General features: G+C 59.8%; 15 protein-coding genes. 8 read left to right on the top strand and 7 right to left on the bottom strand.

Translation table 11 applies throughout. The features are described 5' to 3' along the window. The first annotated feature begins 27 nt into the window (after positions 1 to 27). A complete protein-coding gene (locus Q2T52_RS06300; RefSeq protein ID WP_302075796.1) occupies positions 28 to 912 on the top strand; it encodes a polysaccharide deacetylase family protein in 885 nt (294 codons plus the stop codon). 65 nt (positions 913 to 977) lie between these two features. Here the strand turns inward: Q2T52_RS06300 and Q2T52_RS06295 are convergent, their stop codons facing one another. The 3 genes from Q2T52_RS06295 to Q2T52_RS06285 form a co-directional block, all read right to left on the bottom strand. Next, complete coding sequence (locus tag Q2T52_RS06295) at positions 978 to 1,574, bottom strand: nitroreductase family protein (RefSeq protein ID WP_302075795.1); 597 nt, start codon at positions 1,572 to 1,574, stop codon at positions 978 to 980. Positions 1,575 to 1,679: 105 nt separating this feature from the next. Next, positions 1,680 to 2,129: a DNA polymerase III subunit chi gene (locus Q2T52_RS06290; RefSeq protein ID WP_302075794.1), complete on the bottom strand. Its 450-nt coding sequence runs from the start codon at positions 2,127 to 2,129 to the stop codon at positions 1,680 to 1,682. A gap of 7 nt (positions 2,130 to 2,136) precedes the next feature. Continuing rightward, entirely contained in the window at positions 2,137 to 3,627 is a 1,491-nt protein-coding gene (locus Q2T52_RS06285) for a leucyl aminopeptidase (protein ID WP_302075793.1), read from the bottom strand. A 217-nt stretch (positions 3,628 to 3,844) separates the two neighbouring features. Between Q2T52_RS06285 and Q2T52_RS06280 the strand changes: the two genes are divergently transcribed. The 7 genes from Q2T52_RS06280 (at position 3,845) to rsmA (ending at position 12,168) form a co-directional block, all read left to right on the top strand. Further along, positions 3,845 to 4,570 carry a phosphatase PAP2 family protein gene (locus tag Q2T52_RS06280; RefSeq protein ID WP_302075792.1) on the top strand — a complete coding sequence of 242 codons (726 nt, stop codon included), beginning with the start codon at positions 3,845 to 3,847 and terminating at the stop codon, positions 4,568 to 4,570. Between the two features lie 84 nt (positions 4,571 to 4,654). Then, a complete protein-coding gene (locus Q2T52_RS06275; protein ID WP_302075791.1) occupies positions 4,655 to 5,839 on the top strand; it encodes an LptF/LptG family permease in 1,185 nt (394 codons plus the stop codon). Further along, the gene (gene lptG, locus Q2T52_RS06270) at positions 5,836 to 6,924 is read left to right on the top strand and encodes an LPS export ABC transporter permease LptG (RefSeq protein WP_302075790.1); all 1,089 of its coding nucleotides are present in this window, start codon (positions 5,836 to 5,838) and stop codon (positions 6,922 to 6,924) included. Before Q2T52_RS06275 ends, lptG begins: the two co-directional genes overlap by 4 nt. Then, entirely contained in the window at positions 6,924 to 9,248 is a 2,325-nt protein-coding gene (locus tag Q2T52_RS06265) for an LPS-assembly protein LptD (protein WP_302075789.1), read from the top strand. The genes lptG and Q2T52_RS06265 overlap by 1 nt, the downstream gene beginning before the upstream one ends. A gap of 153 nt (positions 9,249 to 9,401) precedes the next feature. Further along, positions 9,402 to 10,319, top strand: a complete 918-nt coding sequence (locus Q2T52_RS06260; RefSeq protein ID WP_302076054.1) for a SurA N-terminal domain-containing protein — start codon at positions 9,402 to 9,404, stop codon at positions 10,317 to 10,319. After that, positions 10,316 to 11,338, top strand: a complete 1,023-nt coding sequence (pdxA, locus tag Q2T52_RS06255; RefSeq protein WP_302075788.1) for a 4-hydroxythreonine-4-phosphate dehydrogenase PdxA — start codon at positions 10,316 to 10,318, stop codon at positions 11,336 to 11,338. The genes Q2T52_RS06260 and pdxA overlap by 4 nt, the downstream gene beginning before the upstream one ends. Beyond that, a complete protein-coding gene (gene rsmA / locus Q2T52_RS06250) occupies positions 11,338 to 12,168 on the top strand; it encodes a 16S rRNA (adenine(1518)-N(6)/adenine(1519)-N(6))-dimethyltransferase RsmA (RefSeq protein WP_302075787.1) in 831 nt (276 codons plus the stop codon). The genes pdxA and rsmA overlap by 1 nt, the downstream gene beginning before the upstream one ends. A 42-nt stretch (positions 12,169 to 12,210) precedes the next feature. On the opposite strand, the gene gmk is transcribed toward rsmA, so the two are convergent. From gmk to fabF, 4 genes are all read right to left on the bottom strand, one after another. Beyond that, positions 12,211 to 12,879, bottom strand: a complete 669-nt coding sequence (gene gmk, locus Q2T52_RS06245; protein ID WP_302075786.1) for a guanylate kinase — start codon at positions 12,877 to 12,879, stop codon at positions 12,211 to 12,213. A gap of 3 nt (positions 12,880 to 12,882) precedes the next feature. Further along, the gene (locus tag Q2T52_RS06240) at positions 12,883 to 13,770 is read right to left on the bottom strand and encodes a YicC/YloC family endoribonuclease (protein WP_302075785.1); all 888 of its coding nucleotides are present in this window, start codon (positions 13,768 to 13,770) and stop codon (positions 12,883 to 12,885) included. Positions 13,771 to 13,868: 98 nt separating this feature from the next. After that, positions 13,869 to 15,089 carry an endolytic transglycosylase MltG gene (mltG, locus tag Q2T52_RS06235; protein WP_436799492.1) on the bottom strand — a complete coding sequence of 407 codons (1,221 nt, stop codon included), beginning with the start codon at positions 15,087 to 15,089 and terminating at the stop codon, positions 13,869 to 13,871. A 112-nt stretch (positions 15,090 to 15,201) separates the two neighbouring features. Next, positions 15,202 to 16,464 (bottom strand): beta-ketoacyl-ACP synthase II, encoded by a 1,263-nt coding sequence (gene fabF, locus Q2T52_RS06230; protein ID WP_302075784.1) that lies wholly within the window; start codon positions 16,462 to 16,464, stop codon positions 15,202 to 15,204. Positions 16,465 to 16,526: the final 62 nt, after the last annotated feature.

Genomic DNA, 16,526 nt, shown 5'->3' with positions numbered 1-16,526 from the left:
TTGGTCACTTTATCCGAGTCGCGCCCCATGTCCCTTCGCGTTGCCTGCGTCGCTGCCGCGCTTGCGTGCCTTCTTTCCTCATGTGCTGGCCGCAGCCAGATGGAGGCAAGCAATGGCGGTACGCTCGTTTCCTCCTTTGCGCCCGCCCAGGCCGCCAAGCCGTTGAGCAAGACCAATGCCGATTCGCCCGTACCGCTCACCCCAGTGGCCTGGGGAAGGCTTGGCAACCCCGGTTCGCTGGCCGGCCGCACGTTAACGGTCAATTCCATTTCGGACATTGCGCTGAACGACAAGGAGGTCGTGCTGACCTTCGACGACGGCCCGATGCCGCACAAGACGGAGCGGATTCTCTCGATCCTCGACCAGTTCGGTGTGAAGGCGACCTTCCTGATGGTCGGACAGATGGCAAAGGCCCATCCGGAACTGGCGCGCAAGGTAGTTGCGGAAGGCCACTCGATCGGCAGCCATACCTATCGCCACCCCAACCTCGCCCACCTCTCCTTCGAAGCGGCGATTGAAGATATCCAGAAAGGCCGCGATGCGGTGGCGAGTGCGACTCATGAAAGCGTCGGCTTCTTCCGCTTCCCCTATCTGGCGGATACGCATCGCCTGCGCCAGTGGGTGGCCAGCAACGGCATGGTCGTTCTCGATGTGCAAATCGATTCCAAGGATTATTTTGGCGTCTCGCCTGCAGCGGTTGCCACACGAACGGTCAGCGCGCTCCGCGCCCATCGCCGCGGCATCATCCTGATGCATGACATTCACAACCGCACCGTCGCCATGCTGCCGGCCCTGCTGACGCAGCTGAAGGCGGACGGTTACAAGGTCGTCCATATCCGCCGCAGCGGCAGTGGTGGCAGCAGCGCGCCGCTTCTGGTCGCCTCACTCGATAACGATCGTTCGGACAAATAATTCAACGAACAACAAAATTGAGGCCTCCCGAGCGATCGGGAGGCCTCATGTGTTTGTGGGAGTGATCAGCCCTTGAAGCCGCCGTGAACGGCACTTTCGGCAACCGCACGGCGCGGGCTCGGCACTTCGCGGGACTGCAACTGTTCGGGCAACGAGGCGACATCGCCCTGCTTACCCAGAGCAACGACGGCGTGAAGGGCAAATTCTGCAGGCAGGTTCACGGCCTTGGCCATGGCTTCCTTGTCGAAGCCTGCCATGGCATGCGTTGCCCAGCCATTGATATGCGCCTGCAGCGCCAGGTAACCCCAGGCGGCGCCGGCATCAAAGGCATGGGTGCCGTTATCGACGCGCTCGCTCTTGCCGGGCGGCACGAGCTTGGTGTCGCTGGCGATCACGATGATTGCAGCTGCGTTCTGCGCCCAGGCCTGGTTGAACGGCATGATGGCACCAAGGATCGAGGACCAGGCCGCGTCACCACGAAGCGCATAGATGAAGCGCCAGGGCTGCGCATTATAGGCGGACGGAGCCCAGCGGGCCGCTTCCAGAATGGCATGCAGCTGCGCTTCCGAAATCGTGTCGGACGCAAAGGCGCGTGGCGACCAACGCTCGACGAAGAATTCAGAGACAGGATGATCGGCCTTGCGGGTGTTTTCAGCAGTCATGGATGCACCATCTTTGCTTTGGGGAAGATACCGTCTTCAGCTAGCAAGCGGTGGTGCGCCGCACAAGGCCCTCGCTTCGACCAAGGCCTGCGGGCTTAACTCTGCTCACGCCTTCTTGACCCAGCGGCCTTCCGGCGATTGCTGCCAATAGGTGAGGCTGTGCCCCTCCGCCTTCAGCTTCTTCCACTGGGCGCGCGCGCCCTCCAACTGAGTGTTATCGTAGCCATCGAACATGAAGACGACCCGCTCGTACGGGGCAAGATCCGGCAGTTCGGCCCCATCCACCACGAAGCGCACGGTGGCGGCGTTGCCGTTCTCGGCAGAAGCCGTCAGCAGGATCGGCTGCTGATCGGCAAAATCTCCCGCGTCAGTGCCGTGCGGGAGAAAGCTTTCCTCACGGAATGTCCAGAGGTGCTGGTCCAGCCGATCCCGTCGTTCCTCGTCGATCGTCTGCAGGACGACCTTCCAGCGGCGCTCGACGCTCTTTTCGAGCAGCGCAGGCAGGGCATCCTCCAGCTTCGATTCGGTCAGGTGGTAGAACAGCACCTCCGTCATGCGTTCATTATCCTTCGTAGTTCTGGCGCACGAACTGGTCGAGCAGGCGCACGCCGTAACCGGAGCCCCAGGACTGGTTGATCTCGTTGCTGGGCGAATTCATTGCCGTGCCGGCAATATCCAGATGCGCCCACGGGGTATCGCCCACAAAGCGCTTCAGGAACTGTGCCGCCGTGATCGAGCCGCCATAACGGCCGCCGCTGTTCTTCATATCGGCAAACTTCGAGTCGATGATCTTGTCGTAGTCCTTGCCAAGCGGCATGCGCCACAGCTTCTCGCCGCTTTCCTCGCCTGCGGCGGTCAGATGGACCGCCAGCGCATCATCGTTCGAGAAGAGGCCGGCATGCAGGTTGCCGAGCGCCACCATGATGGCACCCGTCAGCGTCGCGAGATCGATCATCAGGCGAGGCTTCACGGTTTCCTTGCAGTACCAGAGCGCATCCGCCAGCACGAGACGGCCTTCGGCATCGGTATTGATGATCTCGATCGTCTGGCCGGACATGGAGGTAACGATATCGCCCGGACGCTGGGCATTTCCATCGGGCATGTTTTCCACAAGCCCGATAATGCCAACCGCATTCACCTTCGCCTTGCGGGCCGCCAGGGCGTGGAGAAGACCGGTCACGGCAGCAGCACCGCCCATGTCGCCCTTCATGTCCTCCATACCAGCCGCCGGCTTGATCGAAATACCGCCGGTATCGAAGACAACGCCCTTACCGATGAAGGCAAGCGGCGCTTCGCCTTGCTTGCCGCCATTCCAGCGCATGATGGCAAGCCGCGGCGGGCGGACCGACCCCTGAGCGACGCCAAGCAGCGCACCCATGCCGAGCTCGCGCATTTCGGTCTCCGTCAGGATTTCGACATCCACGCCGAGTGCGGTGAGCCCCCTCGCCTTTTCCGCAAACTCGACGGGACCGAGAATATTGGGCGGCAGATTGACCAGCTCGCGGGCGAGATTGACGCCATCAGCTACGGCCCTGCCTGCCTCGAAGGCGGCTGCTGCGGCTTCATGCGCCGCGGTGACGATGGTCACAGACACGGTCTTTGCATCCGTATCGTCATCATCAGCCTTTTTGGTCTTGAAGCGGTCGAAGCGATAGGCGCGCAGGAGAAGACCAAGCGCCACATCGGCGGCCTTGGCACCGTCGACATCCACGCCATCTGCGTCAATTGCCACCACGACATTGGTGGCAGATTTGATAACGCTGGCAGCCTTTCCGCCGGCGCGCAGCCAATCGTAGGCTTTCAGGTCCGCGGGTTTGCCAAGGCCAATGACGGCGATGCGGTCAAAGGGCGACTGGTGTGGAGCGACAACTTCCAGTGAGGACATGGATTTGCCGGAAAATGCTGAGATCTCGGCCGCGCGCGTCAAGACCTGGCCAGGATCGGCAAAGGATGCGCCTGCGGGTGTATGATCGCCTGAAAGCTTGAGAAGGACGGCCAGTGCGCCTGCTGCCGGTGCGGAAGGCGAAAAGGTAATGGAATAGGATGCAGACATGTCATCTCCGGTATTCAGGTCAGTTTGAGCGGGCAATCATCATCTTTTCCCCCCGTAACGCAAGGGAGCTTCTGTCACCTTCATGGGCCATCTTGTCATGTCACATGAATGGTGGCTAATTAGCCGCAACGAGAACAGAGGCAGCGTTTTGACCTATATCCTTCCGTCGCGTCATGCATCCACCAGACGTCGGATCAGGGATCTGTATGACCGGCCCATGGCCTGGTTTCTGACCTTGTTCGCGGCTTGGTGGCTTCTTCTCGCCCTGTTTTATGCCTTTCCGCAGATCGATATCGATGTGGCGCGTTCGTTTTTTCAGGAGGGACAGTGTGTCGGCGGAGCCCGTGCAGCGCAGATCTGCGGGCAGTTTCCCTACTCTGCGGAAGAGCTTCTGGTCGCGCTTCGCAAGATCTTCTTCTATCTGCCTGCCATGATGGCGCTGCTGATTCTTGTCCTGCTCATTCGCAATCTGCAGCATCACGGCGCGACCTATAGCAAGGAGAAGACGCGACAGTATTCTGTCGCTCTCGTCTCCTTCGTGATCGGCCCCTACCTGCTGGTCAACCTGATCCTCAAAACCATTTCCGGGCGCCCGCGCCCGTACGATACGGATCTTTTTGGCGGCGCGGATATGTTCACAGCCGCGGGCACGCTCAACGGTGCCTGCCTGAACAACTGCTCGTTCATATCAGGCGAAGCCGCCGGCGCCGGCTGGGTTGCCTGCCTGATCCTGCTATTGCCAAAATCCTTGCGGCCCATTCTCGGCCCGCCGATCGTGGCGATCTGCCTCGTCACCCCCGCCATCCGAGTCTCCTTTGGAGGACACTACCTTTCGGATGTGACGCTCGGGTTCCTGTCCTCCGCCGTCATCTATGCCGCAGTCACGGTGTATTTCGAAATGACACAGGACGAAAAAAAACGAACTTCAGGAACAAGTTTGTGACGGGGGCGGTGTCGCCTTACTGAAACAAATTGCTTAGAACCCGATGCTGAAGCTGTGCCATGACAGCCGGCGGACCGGATACGTATGAAGATTCTAGAACTCTATATATTGCGGCGTGCCTTTCAGATGTTTCTGATCACGCTCCTGCCGGTCCTGACGATCATCTGGACCATTCAGGTGCTGGGCCGCATCAATCTGGTCACGGATACCGGTCAATCGATCGGTTCATTCGCGACGCTTGCCACCTTCATTCTGCCGACCATCATCCCGGTCGTTCTGCCGTTCGCGCTGGTTATCGGCGTGACGCAGACCCTGAACGCCATGAACAATGATTCGGAGCTCGCCGTGATCGATGCGGCAGGCGCCGCCCGCACGCTTCTCTACAAGCCGATCATGCTGCTCGCCATCTTGATGGCAGCCCTCTCCTTCCTGATCTCGAACTTCGTCGAGCCGCCGTCGCGCATCCGCGCACGCGAAATGGTCGCGGAGGCCTATGCCGATCTTCTGTCGTCGGTCATCGAGGAAAAGACGTTCCGCAGCATCGAGGACGGCCTCTATGTACAGATCTCCGAGCGGCATTCCGGCCGCGTGCTGCAGGGCTTGTTCCTGGTCGATTTCCGCGATCCGAATTCGGATCTGATCTACTACGCCCGCGAAGGATCGATTGACCCGACCGGCACGACACTGACGATGCGTGACGGAGAGGTGCACCGCAAGACGAAGGATGGACGCATCTCCATCGTCAAATTCGTCTCCTACGCGTTCGATCTGTCCTCAATGTCGGAATCGTCCGGTGACACCCCGGTGTACGCAAGCGATCGCCGTCTGAATGACTTGCTGCACCCGGACCCGACAGACAAGGTCTTCCTGGCATCGCCAGGCAGTTTCCGTTCCGAGATCCATCGCCGCTTCTCCGACTGGACGCTGCCCATCGTGTTCGCACTCGTGTCGCTCGTGACGGCAGGCAGCGCACGGTCCAGCCGCCGCGCCCGCCTTCATCCGATGGTCGGTGCGTTGATTGTATGCTTCGGCCTGCGCTGGGTGCTGTTCTACGTGACCAACCTGACCAAGACGAATGCCTCCGTGGTACCGCTCGTCTACGCCGTTCCGGCGATTGCGTCGGCCGTTGCCATTCTGCTGCTGATGACCAATACGCAGATCCGCACCCCGCGCTTCATCTCCAACTTCATCGGCGGCATCTTTCGCAGCGTTCACGGTCTGGTTCGTCGCCCCGGCAAGGCGGAAACCAAGGAAGGAGGTGGCGCATGATTGCACGTACGCTATCCCTGTATTTCTTCCGCCGTTACATCATCACCGCCATCTGGTTCTTCCTCGGCGTATGCGGCATCATCTTTCTAGCCGACTTCAGTGAAACCAGCCGCCGCATGGGCGTGATGGTTGGCTATACTGTTCCGGGCGGATTGCTGATGACGGCGCTTCGCCTTCCACTGATCTTCCAGCAGACCATCCCGACGCTCACCCTTTTCATCGGCATGACGACGCTGATCGCACTCAACCGGCGGTCTGAACTGGTGGTGACGCGTGCTGCAGGTCTCTCCGTGTGGCAGTTTATCGCGCCCTTCGTGTTCGGCGCGTTCTGTGTCGGCCTGTTTGCTGTTCTCGTCGTCAACCCGCTTGCCGCCTGGGGACAGAGAATGGCCTCCGGCATGGAGACCGAATGGCGCGCGGCCAGCAATGCCCAGAAGAAGAGCAATTTTGTCCCCTGGATCCGCCAGATCAGCGGCAAGGATGACACGATCATCGGCGCGAAAAGCTATCAGGACGGCGGGACGATGCTGTTCGATGCGGTTGTTGTGCACTTCGATCAGAAGGGTCGCATCATCCTGAGACAGGACGCAGCCACAGCCAAGTTGGAAGATGGTTACTGGCAGCTTAACACGGTTCTGGAGACGCGAGCCGATACACCGCCACAACGCGTCGCATCGGCACAGGTCCGTACCAATCTGAAGCCTGCTTTCCTGCGCGAATCGCTATCGCAGCCTGAAAGCGTTGCTTTCTTTGACATTTTAAGAAAAATCGAAGCAGCTCGCTCCTTCGGTATTTCCACCAAGGCGCTGGAAACCCAGTTCCACTCGCTCCTGTCATTGCCACTCCTCATGGTGGCAATGACACTCATTGCCGCAACCGTATCACTCAAATTCAGTCGGATAGCGCAGTCTCGCTCCGTGATTCTGGGTGGAATCGTCTGCGGCTTCGTGCTTTATGTCGTGACGGTGCTTGTGAAAGCATTCGGGAGCAGCGGGGTTGTTCCACCATTCGTAGCGGTCTGGATTCCAGTCGTCGTTGCAATGGCACTCGGGGCAACGATTCTGCTTCATCAGGAGGATGGCTAGTGGCGGTAACTGACCGCGGGAATATCAGACGGCTTTTCGCAGCCCTGCTGACCAGCACGGCTGTATGTGTGGTGGCCGTTTACCCGTTGCCCGTTTTTGCGCAGGGTTCATCCTTGGCGCCTGAAGCAGCCGATGGAGCGAAAATGCTCCTTCGCGCGAATGACCTGACATACAATCAGGACGCGAAACTCGTGACAGCCACGGGCGGCGTGCAGATCTATTACAATCGCTACCGTATGGTGGCGCAGAAGGTTGAGTACAACCAAACGACCGGCCGCGTCATGGCTACCGGCAACATCGAGTTGATCGAGCCGGGTGGCAACCGCGTCTATGCGGATGCTCTCGATGTAACGGACAACTTCGGCGAAGGTTTCGTCAACTCTCTGCATGTCGAAACGACCGACAACACGCGCCTTGCGGCTGAAAGCGCCGAACGCCTTCCCGGCGACCAGATGGTGCTGAACAACGGCGTGTACACGGCATGCCTGCCCTGCGCCAAGAACCCGGACAAGGCGCCGCTTTGGCAGGTGAAGGCGCAGCGCGTGATCCGTGATGGCCAGACCCATACGATTCGCCTTGAGCATGCGACTTTTGAATTGTTCGGCCTGCCGATCGGCTATGTGCCTTTCGTGACGGTTCCGGACGAAACGGTCGAGCGTAAATCCGGTTTTCTGTTTCCGAGCGCGACCGTGTCGCAGAAACTCGGCTTCGGTCTGACCGTACCCTATTACCATGTCTTCTCGCCGAGCATGGATGCGACCATCGCTCCGACCTATTATTCCCGGCAGGGTCTTCTGCTCCAGGGTGAAGTGCGCAACCGTTTTGATAATGGCGACCACACGCTGCGCTTCGCCTTCATCAACCAGAACGATCCGGGCGCTTTTGCCGCCGGCACCAGCGACGCCCATGCGGATACCCGCGTGATGGTTGCGTCGAAGGCCAAGTTCGAAATCAACCCGCGCTGGACTTTTGGCTGGAACGCCATGGTCCAGTCTGACAACAACTTTTCGAAGACCTATAGGCTGACCGGCGTCAATGAAACGCCCTTCACCAACGAAGCCTATCTGACAGGCATCGGGAAGCGGAACTTCTTCGATCTGCGCGGCTACTACTTTAACATCCAGGACACCGATTACAGCCGCACCGCTGAAAAGCAGCAAGCTATCGTCTACCCGTCCCTGGACTACAAATACTATGCGCCGGAAGCGATCGCTGGTGGCGAATTCTCGATCACATCGAACCTGACGAACCTGTCACGCCAGAAGGATGACTTCTACAACGAGGCAAGCTCGACACGTTTCCGTGGGATCGAGGGCAGCTACAGCCGCTTCACGACCGAAGCGGAATGGAAGCGTACCTTCACGACGGATGACGGGTTGCTGTTGACGCCATTGCTTGCAGCACGCGGCGACCTCAGCCGTCACACATCCAATACGCCAGGCTTCAACGGCGTGACCTATGGCGGCGATTTTGAATCCTCTGGCTCTGATGCCCGCTACATGGCGACGGCCGGCCTTGAGGCGCGCTACCCGATCCTGTTGACGACAGCCAACAGCACGCATGTAATCGAGCCGATTGCCCAGATTTATCTGCGTCCTGACGAACAGAATGCTGGCGGGCTGCCGAACGAAGACGCTCAAAGCTTTGTGTTCGATGCAACCAGCCTGTTCCAGCGTGACAAGTTCTCGGGCTATGACCGCATGGAAGGCGGCACGCGCGCCAATGTCGGGCTACGCTACAACGGGTCCTTCGACAATGGCATCGGCCTTCGTGGTATCTTCGGCCAATCCTACCAACTGGCTGGCTTGAACTCCTTTGCGACGCCGGATCTCGTTAATGTCGGTGCGGACTCGGGCCTTGAATCGAAGGTTTCCGATTTCGTAGCGATGGCCGGCATCGATCTGCCGCAGGGATATTCGGTATCGGCTCAGGGCCGCTTTGACGAGAAGACGCTTGAAATGCGCCGCATGGACGCGTCCTTCTCCTATTCGCTCCCGCGCATCAATGGCGAGTTGGTGTATACCAATATCGACGCGCAGCCGAATTACGGCTCCTCGCGCGATACGGAGTATTTGAAGAGCACGACGTCGTTCAAGATCAACCAGAACTGGTCGGTCAGCGGTACAGCCACCTGGGACATGAACAAGGAACAGGTGATCCGTCGCGGTCTCGGTGTGACCTATGCGGATGAGTGCACGGTCTTCACGATTGCCTATACGGACAAGCCAGCAAGCACGGATGCGAACCCGTGGACGGTTACGGCGCGTCTCAGCTTCCGGACACTCGGCGATATCAATGTTGGATCAACGGAACTTAATCCATAGTCGAGACCAAGCCGTGTTCCATCATCGTCATTGTTTCGCCGCATGAAATATGCAATCGAACGCGATACGAGTGATCGGCAGCGCGCGCATCGGCTTATGTCGTTGAGCTGCAGGAAGGGACGGAACATGGTTTTCAGCGCTCAATTTCGCCGGATGGCGCTTGCCGCGACGGTTTTTGGCCTTGTGCTGGGCTCGCTCCCTGCACATCAATATGCTCAAGCGGCAACGGAGGTCGCGGTTGTCGTAAACCGCACGCCCATTACCAACAGCGATGTTGCCAAGCGCGTCAACTTCCTGAAGCTGCAGCATCAGAAGGGCAATCTCGCCAGCATGGCGAAGGAACAGCTGATCGACGAAACGCTGAAGCGCGACGAAATCGCCCGCGTGAAAATGTCGGTCAGCACGGAAGACGTCGACAAGTCCTTCGAGCGTTTTGCCGCAAGCAACAAGATGACGCCGCAGCAGCTCACAAAAATCCTCGATCAGGCTGGTGTAGGCGCTGACCACTTCAAGTCGTTCATCGCCGTCCAAATGAGCTGGCCGCGTCTTGTGAATGCACGCTACGGCGCGCAGGGCAGGATGTCCTCCGAAGAGCTTGTGAAGCGCATGCAGGAGAGCAAGGAAAAGCCTGTCACGACCGAGTACTTCCTGCAGCAGGTGATTTTTGTCATCCCGGCCGCGAAGCAGAAAGCCCTTGCAGGCAAGCGTAAAGCGGAAGCTGAAGCCGCGCGCTCGAAATATCCCGGCTGTGATCAGGCCAAAGACTTCGCCAAGACCATGCATGATGTTTCCATTCGCAGCCTTGGACGCGTTATGGCGCCCGAACTGCCGGATGAATGGAAGCCGCTCATCGAAAAAGCCTCTCCGAACGGCACCACCGGAACGCGTGTTACCGAGAAGGGCGTCGAGTTCCTGGCGATCTGCAAGCAGCGTCAGGTATCAGACGATACGGCGGCTGAAGTTGTCTTCCGTGCAGAAGATATCGGCAAGATGAAAAAGGGCGCCCAAAACCCGAACGAGGCCAAGTACATGGAGGAACTGCGCAAGAAGGCGCAGATCGTCAACCCTTGAGCAGCTTACAGCTTCCTCTTGCCCTGACGCAGGGCGATCCGGCTGGTATCGGCCCGGACGTCTCAATCGCGGCTTGGTTGCGTCGCGATGAACTTGGTCTCGAGCCATTCATTTACGTGGGCGACGCGTCCATCCTGCGCCAGAGGGCGCAGCTGCTGGACGTGACATTGCCGGTTCAAGACGCGACGCCGGAAACGGCCTCCGCTATCTTTACCCATGCCCTTCCCGTTCTATCGGTTCCCGTTGGCGCAGAAATCGAGGTCGGACGCCCGCATGTTGCGTCTGCGCGCAGCGCCATTACGGCGATTGAGACCGCGGTACAGCTTTGCTTCGATGGTAGAGCATCGGCAGTGGTTACCAACCCCATCGCAAAATCGGTTCTTTACGAGGCTGGCTTCAAATTTCCGGGACATACGGAATTTCTGGCGGATCTCGCCGAAAAGGCAACCGGCGAGAAAGTGCTGCCTGTCATGATGCTGGCGGGTCCGAAACTGCGCGCCATTCCGGTAACGATCCATATTCCGCTGAAGGACGTGCCCGCGGCGCTGACGGAACGGGTCATTGTCGAGACGTGCCGCATTGCGCATGAGGATCTCAAGGCGCGCTTCGGCTTCACACAGCCGCGTCTTGCCGTGGCGGGCCTGAACCCGCATGCGGGCGAAGACGGCGCCATCGGTCTTGAGGACCGCGACATCATCGAGCCTGCAATCATGCAGTTGCGCCACGAGGGCGTGAACGTGTTTGGCCCCCTCCCCGCAGACACCATGTTCCACGACGATGCGCGCGCACGTTACGACGTGGCGATCTGCATGTATCACGATCAGGCACTGATCCCGGCCAAGGCGCTCGGGTTCGATGACAGCGTGAATGTTACGCTCGGCCTACCCTTCATCCGCACCTCGCCGGATCATGGCACGGCCTTCGGCATTGCCGGCAAGGGTATTGCAAGGGAAACAAGTCTCGTCGCAGCCCTGAAGCTGGCTGCTGATCTGGCAGCAAAATCGGCGGCCACACGCTGATGGCAACACTTGATGGATTGCCGCCGCTTCGCGAAGTGATCGAGAAGCATGGCCTGGATGCCCGCAAGGCGCTGGGACAGAACTTTCTGTTCGACCTCAACCTGACGCAGAAGATTGCCCGCACCGCCGGCCCGCTGGAAGGTGTCACCGTATTTGAAGTCGGCCCCGGCCCCGGTGGCCTGACGCGTGCGATCCTGTCGCTCGGCGCAGAGAAGGTCATCGCCGTCGAGCGGGATAGCCGCTGCCTGCCCGCACTGGCCGACATCGGTGAGCACTATCCGGGCAAGCTGCAGGTGATCGAAGGCGATGCGCTGAAGACGGATTTCGAAGCGCTGGCGCCGGCCAATACACCCGTACGGATCATCGCCAACCTCCCCTATAATGTCGGCACCCAACTGCTGGTAAACTGGCTTCTGCCGAAGGCGTGGCCGCCCTTCTGGCAATCGATGACCCTGATGTTCCAGAAGGAAGTCGGACAGCGCATCGTCGCAAGCGAAGATGACAATCATTACGGCCGCCTCGGCGTGTTGTGTGGTTGGCGCACGCAGGCAAGGATGGCCTTCGATGTGCCGCCGCAGGCCTTTTCGCCGCCGCCCAAGGTGACCTCGACGGTCGTGCATCTCACACCCCGCGAAACACCCCTTCCCTGTCAGGTGGACAAGCTGGAGCGCGTCACCCAGGCAGCCTTCGGCCAACGCCGCAAGATGCTGCGCCAGAGCCTGAAGCCGGTGGGTGGTGAAGCGCTGTTGAATAAGGCCGGTATCGACCCGTCACGTCGCGCCGAGACGCTGTCGGTTGCGGAATTTGTGGCGCTGGCAAACGCGTTATAGCAGCGCTCCAGGTTTGCCCTGAAGCGCTCGGCTTTTTCGCGATCAGACCGGCAGAACCGGCTCTTCTTCCAGCAGGCTCTGGACAAAATCAAACAGCCCATGGCGACGGTCGCGGCGGATGCGCTCGGCATTCACGATCGAATTGACGTTGCGGAAGGCTTCGTCCAAATCGTCATTGACGATCACATAGTCATATTCGCGCCAGTGGGCGATCTCCGCCCGCGAGTTTTGAAGGCGGGTGCGGATCACCTCTTCGGTATCCTCAGCGCGGCGATGCAGGCGGGACTGGAGTTCCGTCATGCTGGGCGGCAGAACGAAGATCGACACGATATCGGCCTTCATCTTTTCCTGCAGCTGCAGCGCGCCCTGCCAATCGATATCGAACAGCATGTCGCGGCCTTCAGCCATGGCCTTTTCCACGGGCTCGCGCGGCGTGCCGTAGAAATTGCCGTGCACCTCCGCCCATTCCAGCAGCTCGCCATTGTCACGCATCCGCTCGAACTGCGGGATTGTGATGAAGTGATAATGCTTGCCGGCAATTTCGCTGGGGCGCTTCGCACGCGTCGTGACGCTGACGGAGATTTCGAGACTGTGGTCGTCCCGCAGCAGGTTTCCTGCGATGGTCGACTTCCCGGCGCCTGAGGGCGACGACAGGACCAGCATCAGCCCGCGACGTGCGATCTTCACCTGAGAGGACGGGGCCGGACTCATAACCTACTCCACATTCTGAACTTGTTCGCGAAACTGATCGATTACCACTTTCAATTCGATCCCTGCCGCCGTTACCGCAGCCGAGTTCGATTTGGAACAGATCGTATTGGTTTCCCGGTTAAATTCCTGTGCAAGGAAGTCGAGACGACGCCCGATTGGGCCACCCTTGCCCAAAAGCTCGTCCGCGGCCACGATATGGGCCTTCAGCCGGTCGATCTCTTCACGGATATCTGCCTTGGTGGCCAACAGTGCCACTTCTGCATAGAGCCGGTCCCGATCCAGCGACGAGGCGCCTTCCAGCAATTGCGACACCTGGGCCGAAAGGCGCTTGGCAATCTCTTCCGTGCTGCGGGAAGGATCCTGCTCCACGATCTCCACCAGCCGCCCGACGCTGCGCACATGTTCCGAAAGGATGGCGGTGAGTGCCGCACCCTCGCTGGCCCGCATGGCAGCCAGATCTTCCAGAGCCAGGCGCAGACCGTCAAGGATGGCACGGTCGCGCGCCACACCCGCTTCCGGGCTGTCTTCCACTTCGCGGATATCGACCAGGCCACGAATACCCAGCAGCGTATCGAGCCGAAGCGGCGCCTGATCGATCACATCTCCCAGCTCGTTCCGCAGCGCCAGCACAGCGTTCAACCCTTCGCGATTGACAACGGCCTCCACCTTCGCTTCGGCGACCGAGACGGACAGCGAAATCTGCATATTGCCGCGCGCGAACAATTCACCCGCAATCTTGCGCACTTCCGCTTCCATGGCCTCAAAACCCGGCGGCAGACGCAGCCTCAGATCCAGCCCCTTGCCGTTGACGGAACGAAGCTCCCAGGCCCAGCGATAGCGGCCCGCCGTTCCTTCGCGCCGGGCAAAACCCGTCATGGATTGTACGCTCATTTGAACCCCCTTCGCGCCAGACGAAGAGCCTGTCGCGACCAGAAAAATGGTCAAAAGCAGGATGCCGCGAAAACCGCGGCATCCATGAAACAAATATCTCAATCACCCTTTGGCGGCTTTTCCGCCTCTGGCCCGCCCGGTTGCCCGTCCACCACGGCGTTCTCGGCATCGGCGGCATTGGCTCGCTCCGCTTCGATCTTTCGCCAGCGTTTCACATTGGCATTGTGTTCATCCAGTGTCGCTGCAAACACATGGCCGCCTGTGCCATCGGCAACAAAATAGAGATCCTTGGTGCGCCAGGGATTGGCGACGGCCTCCAGCGCAGCGCGGCCGGGATTGGCGATCGGCGTCGGTGGCAGGCCCTTGATCTGGTAGGTGTTGTACGGCGTCTGCTTGTCCAGGTCCGCCTTCATGATCGGACGATCGGATGGTTTACCCGCGCCGCCGAACAGGCCGTAGATGATCGTCGGGTCCGATTGCAGGCGCATGCCCTTCTGCAGACGGTTGAGGAAGACGGAAGCCACATGGGCGCGCTCATCATCCTTGCCGGTTTCCTTTTCGACGATCGAAGCCAGCACGACGAATTCCTGCTTGGTCTTGATCGCGAGATCGGGATCGCGCTTCTGCCAGATCTGATCGACAAGCTTTTCCTGGGCGGCGCGCATCTGGGACAGGATGTCAGAGCGCTTCGTGCCACGGGAGAACTTGTAGGTGTCGGGCCTCAGGCTTCCCTCCGGCGGCAGCTCACGCGGCAGATCCCCTTCCAGAACAGGATCCTCCAGCAGGCGCGTCATCATCTGACGTACCGTCAGGCCTTCCGGCATGGAGACTGAATAGAGAATGGACTTGCCGGATTCCAACAGGGCCAACACATCCTTCATGGACGCGCCGGCCTTCACCTCGTACTCGCCCGCCTTCAGCGTCTTATCCTTGGTGAGATAGGTCGCCGCCACATAGCGGAAGATGCGGCCGTCGGAAATAATGCCGTTGCGTTCGAGCGTATTGGAGATTTCGGCGAGGCCCGCTCCTTCACGCACGAGGAAGTGCGTGTTCGTTTCCAGCGGTCCGGCCTTCTGGAACTCCGAGATCATGTAGTAGAAGCCGGCGATGCCGATGATGCAGGCAAACACGATCAGCGTCATCACGAAGTTCAGAAAGATGACGATCTGGCTGCGCGCCTTTTTGGAGCGTCTCGGCGGTTCCGGAACACGCTCAGGCTTGAGTGCCTCGTTCGGCGACTTCGGAATGAACGGGCCACTACCCGTCGCATACCCGTCACGGCCGGTCGGCATCTCGCTGCTGTGATTCGTATCGCTCACCGGCATTCCTTCTGAGACTTTGGCAAAGGCGGCCTTTTGGCCAAGCAATGCGGCAAAAACAGGTTCAGAAGACGAAGGCCCGGATCAGACCGGGCCATAGCGTCCGGGGATTTTACCCTTCGTAGCGCCGCAGGACCAGCGACGCATTGGTGCCGCCAAACCCGAAGGAATTGGACAGCGCAACGTTGATCTCACGCTTGCGCGCCACATGCGGCACAAGGTCGATCGCCGTGTCAACATCGGGATTGTCAAGGTTCAACGTGGGCGGCGCGATGTTATCGCGGATCGCAAGCGTCGAGAAGATCGCCTCGATGGCACCCGCCGCGCCGAGCAGGTGGCCGACAGCCGACTTGGTGGACGACATGGAAACGCGACCAGCGGCATTGCCGACGAGGCGCTCGACGGCACCAAGTTCGATTGTGTCGGCCATGGTCGATGTGCCATGCGCGTTGATGTAATCCACCTCGGACGGATCGATGCCGGCACGCTTCAGGGCAGCCGTCATGCAACGGAATGCGCCTTCGCCGTTTTCCGATGGCGCGGTGATATGATAGGCGTCGCCCGAGAGGCCGTAACCGACGACTTCCGCATAGATCTTGGCGCCGCGGGCCTTGGCATGCTCCAGCTCTTCCAGCACGACGATGCCGGCACCTTCGCCCATGACAAAGCCGTCACGGTCGCGGTCATACGGGCGCGAGGCCTTTTGCGGATCGTCATTGTGCTGCGTGGAGAGCGCCTTGCAGGCGGCAAAGCCGGCGAGCGAGATGCGGCAGATCGGCGATTCAGCGCCGCCGGCCACCATGACGTCGGCATCACCGAGCGCAATCAGGCGGCTGGCGTCACCAATCGCATGCGCACCTGTTGAGCAGGCTGTCACCACGGCATGGTTCGGGCCGCGCAGCTTATGCTTGATAGACACCTGACCCGAGACCAGATTGATCAGGCGGCCGGGAATGAAGAAGGGAGAAATACGGCGCGGACCCTTGTCGCGCAGTGTATAGCCAGCTTCGACAATGCCTTCGAGGCCGCCGATACCCGAGCCGATCAGCACGCCCGTGGCGCACTGGTCATCGTCCGTCTGCGGGTGCCAGCCAGCATCTTCCAGCGCCATGTCGGCGGCGGCCATGCCATAGACGATGAATGGATCAACCTTGCGCTGTTCCTTCGGCTCCATCCAGTTATCGGCATTGTATGTGCCGTCGGAACCATCGCCAAAGGGAATACGGCAGGCAATCTTGGCGGGCAGGTCCTCGACCTCGAACTCCGTCACAACACGGGCCGCGTTATGTCCGGCGATCAGCCGCGACCACGTGACTTCCGCGCCGCAGCCCAAAGGAGATACCATACCGATACCGGTGATAACGACACGCCTCATGCCAGCGCCCCACCCCGCAGTTTTAAATTCAACCTACTGAAACGGCCCGAACAAGCCGGGCC

The sequence above is a fragment of the Rhizobium oryzicola genome (genome assembly GCF_030504645.1).
In the GTDB taxonomy this organism is placed as follows: Bacteria; Pseudomonadota; Alphaproteobacteria; order Rhizobiales; family Rhizobiaceae; genus Neorhizobium; species Neorhizobium oryzicola.
This window is presented reverse-complemented; position numbering and strand designations above follow the sequence as displayed.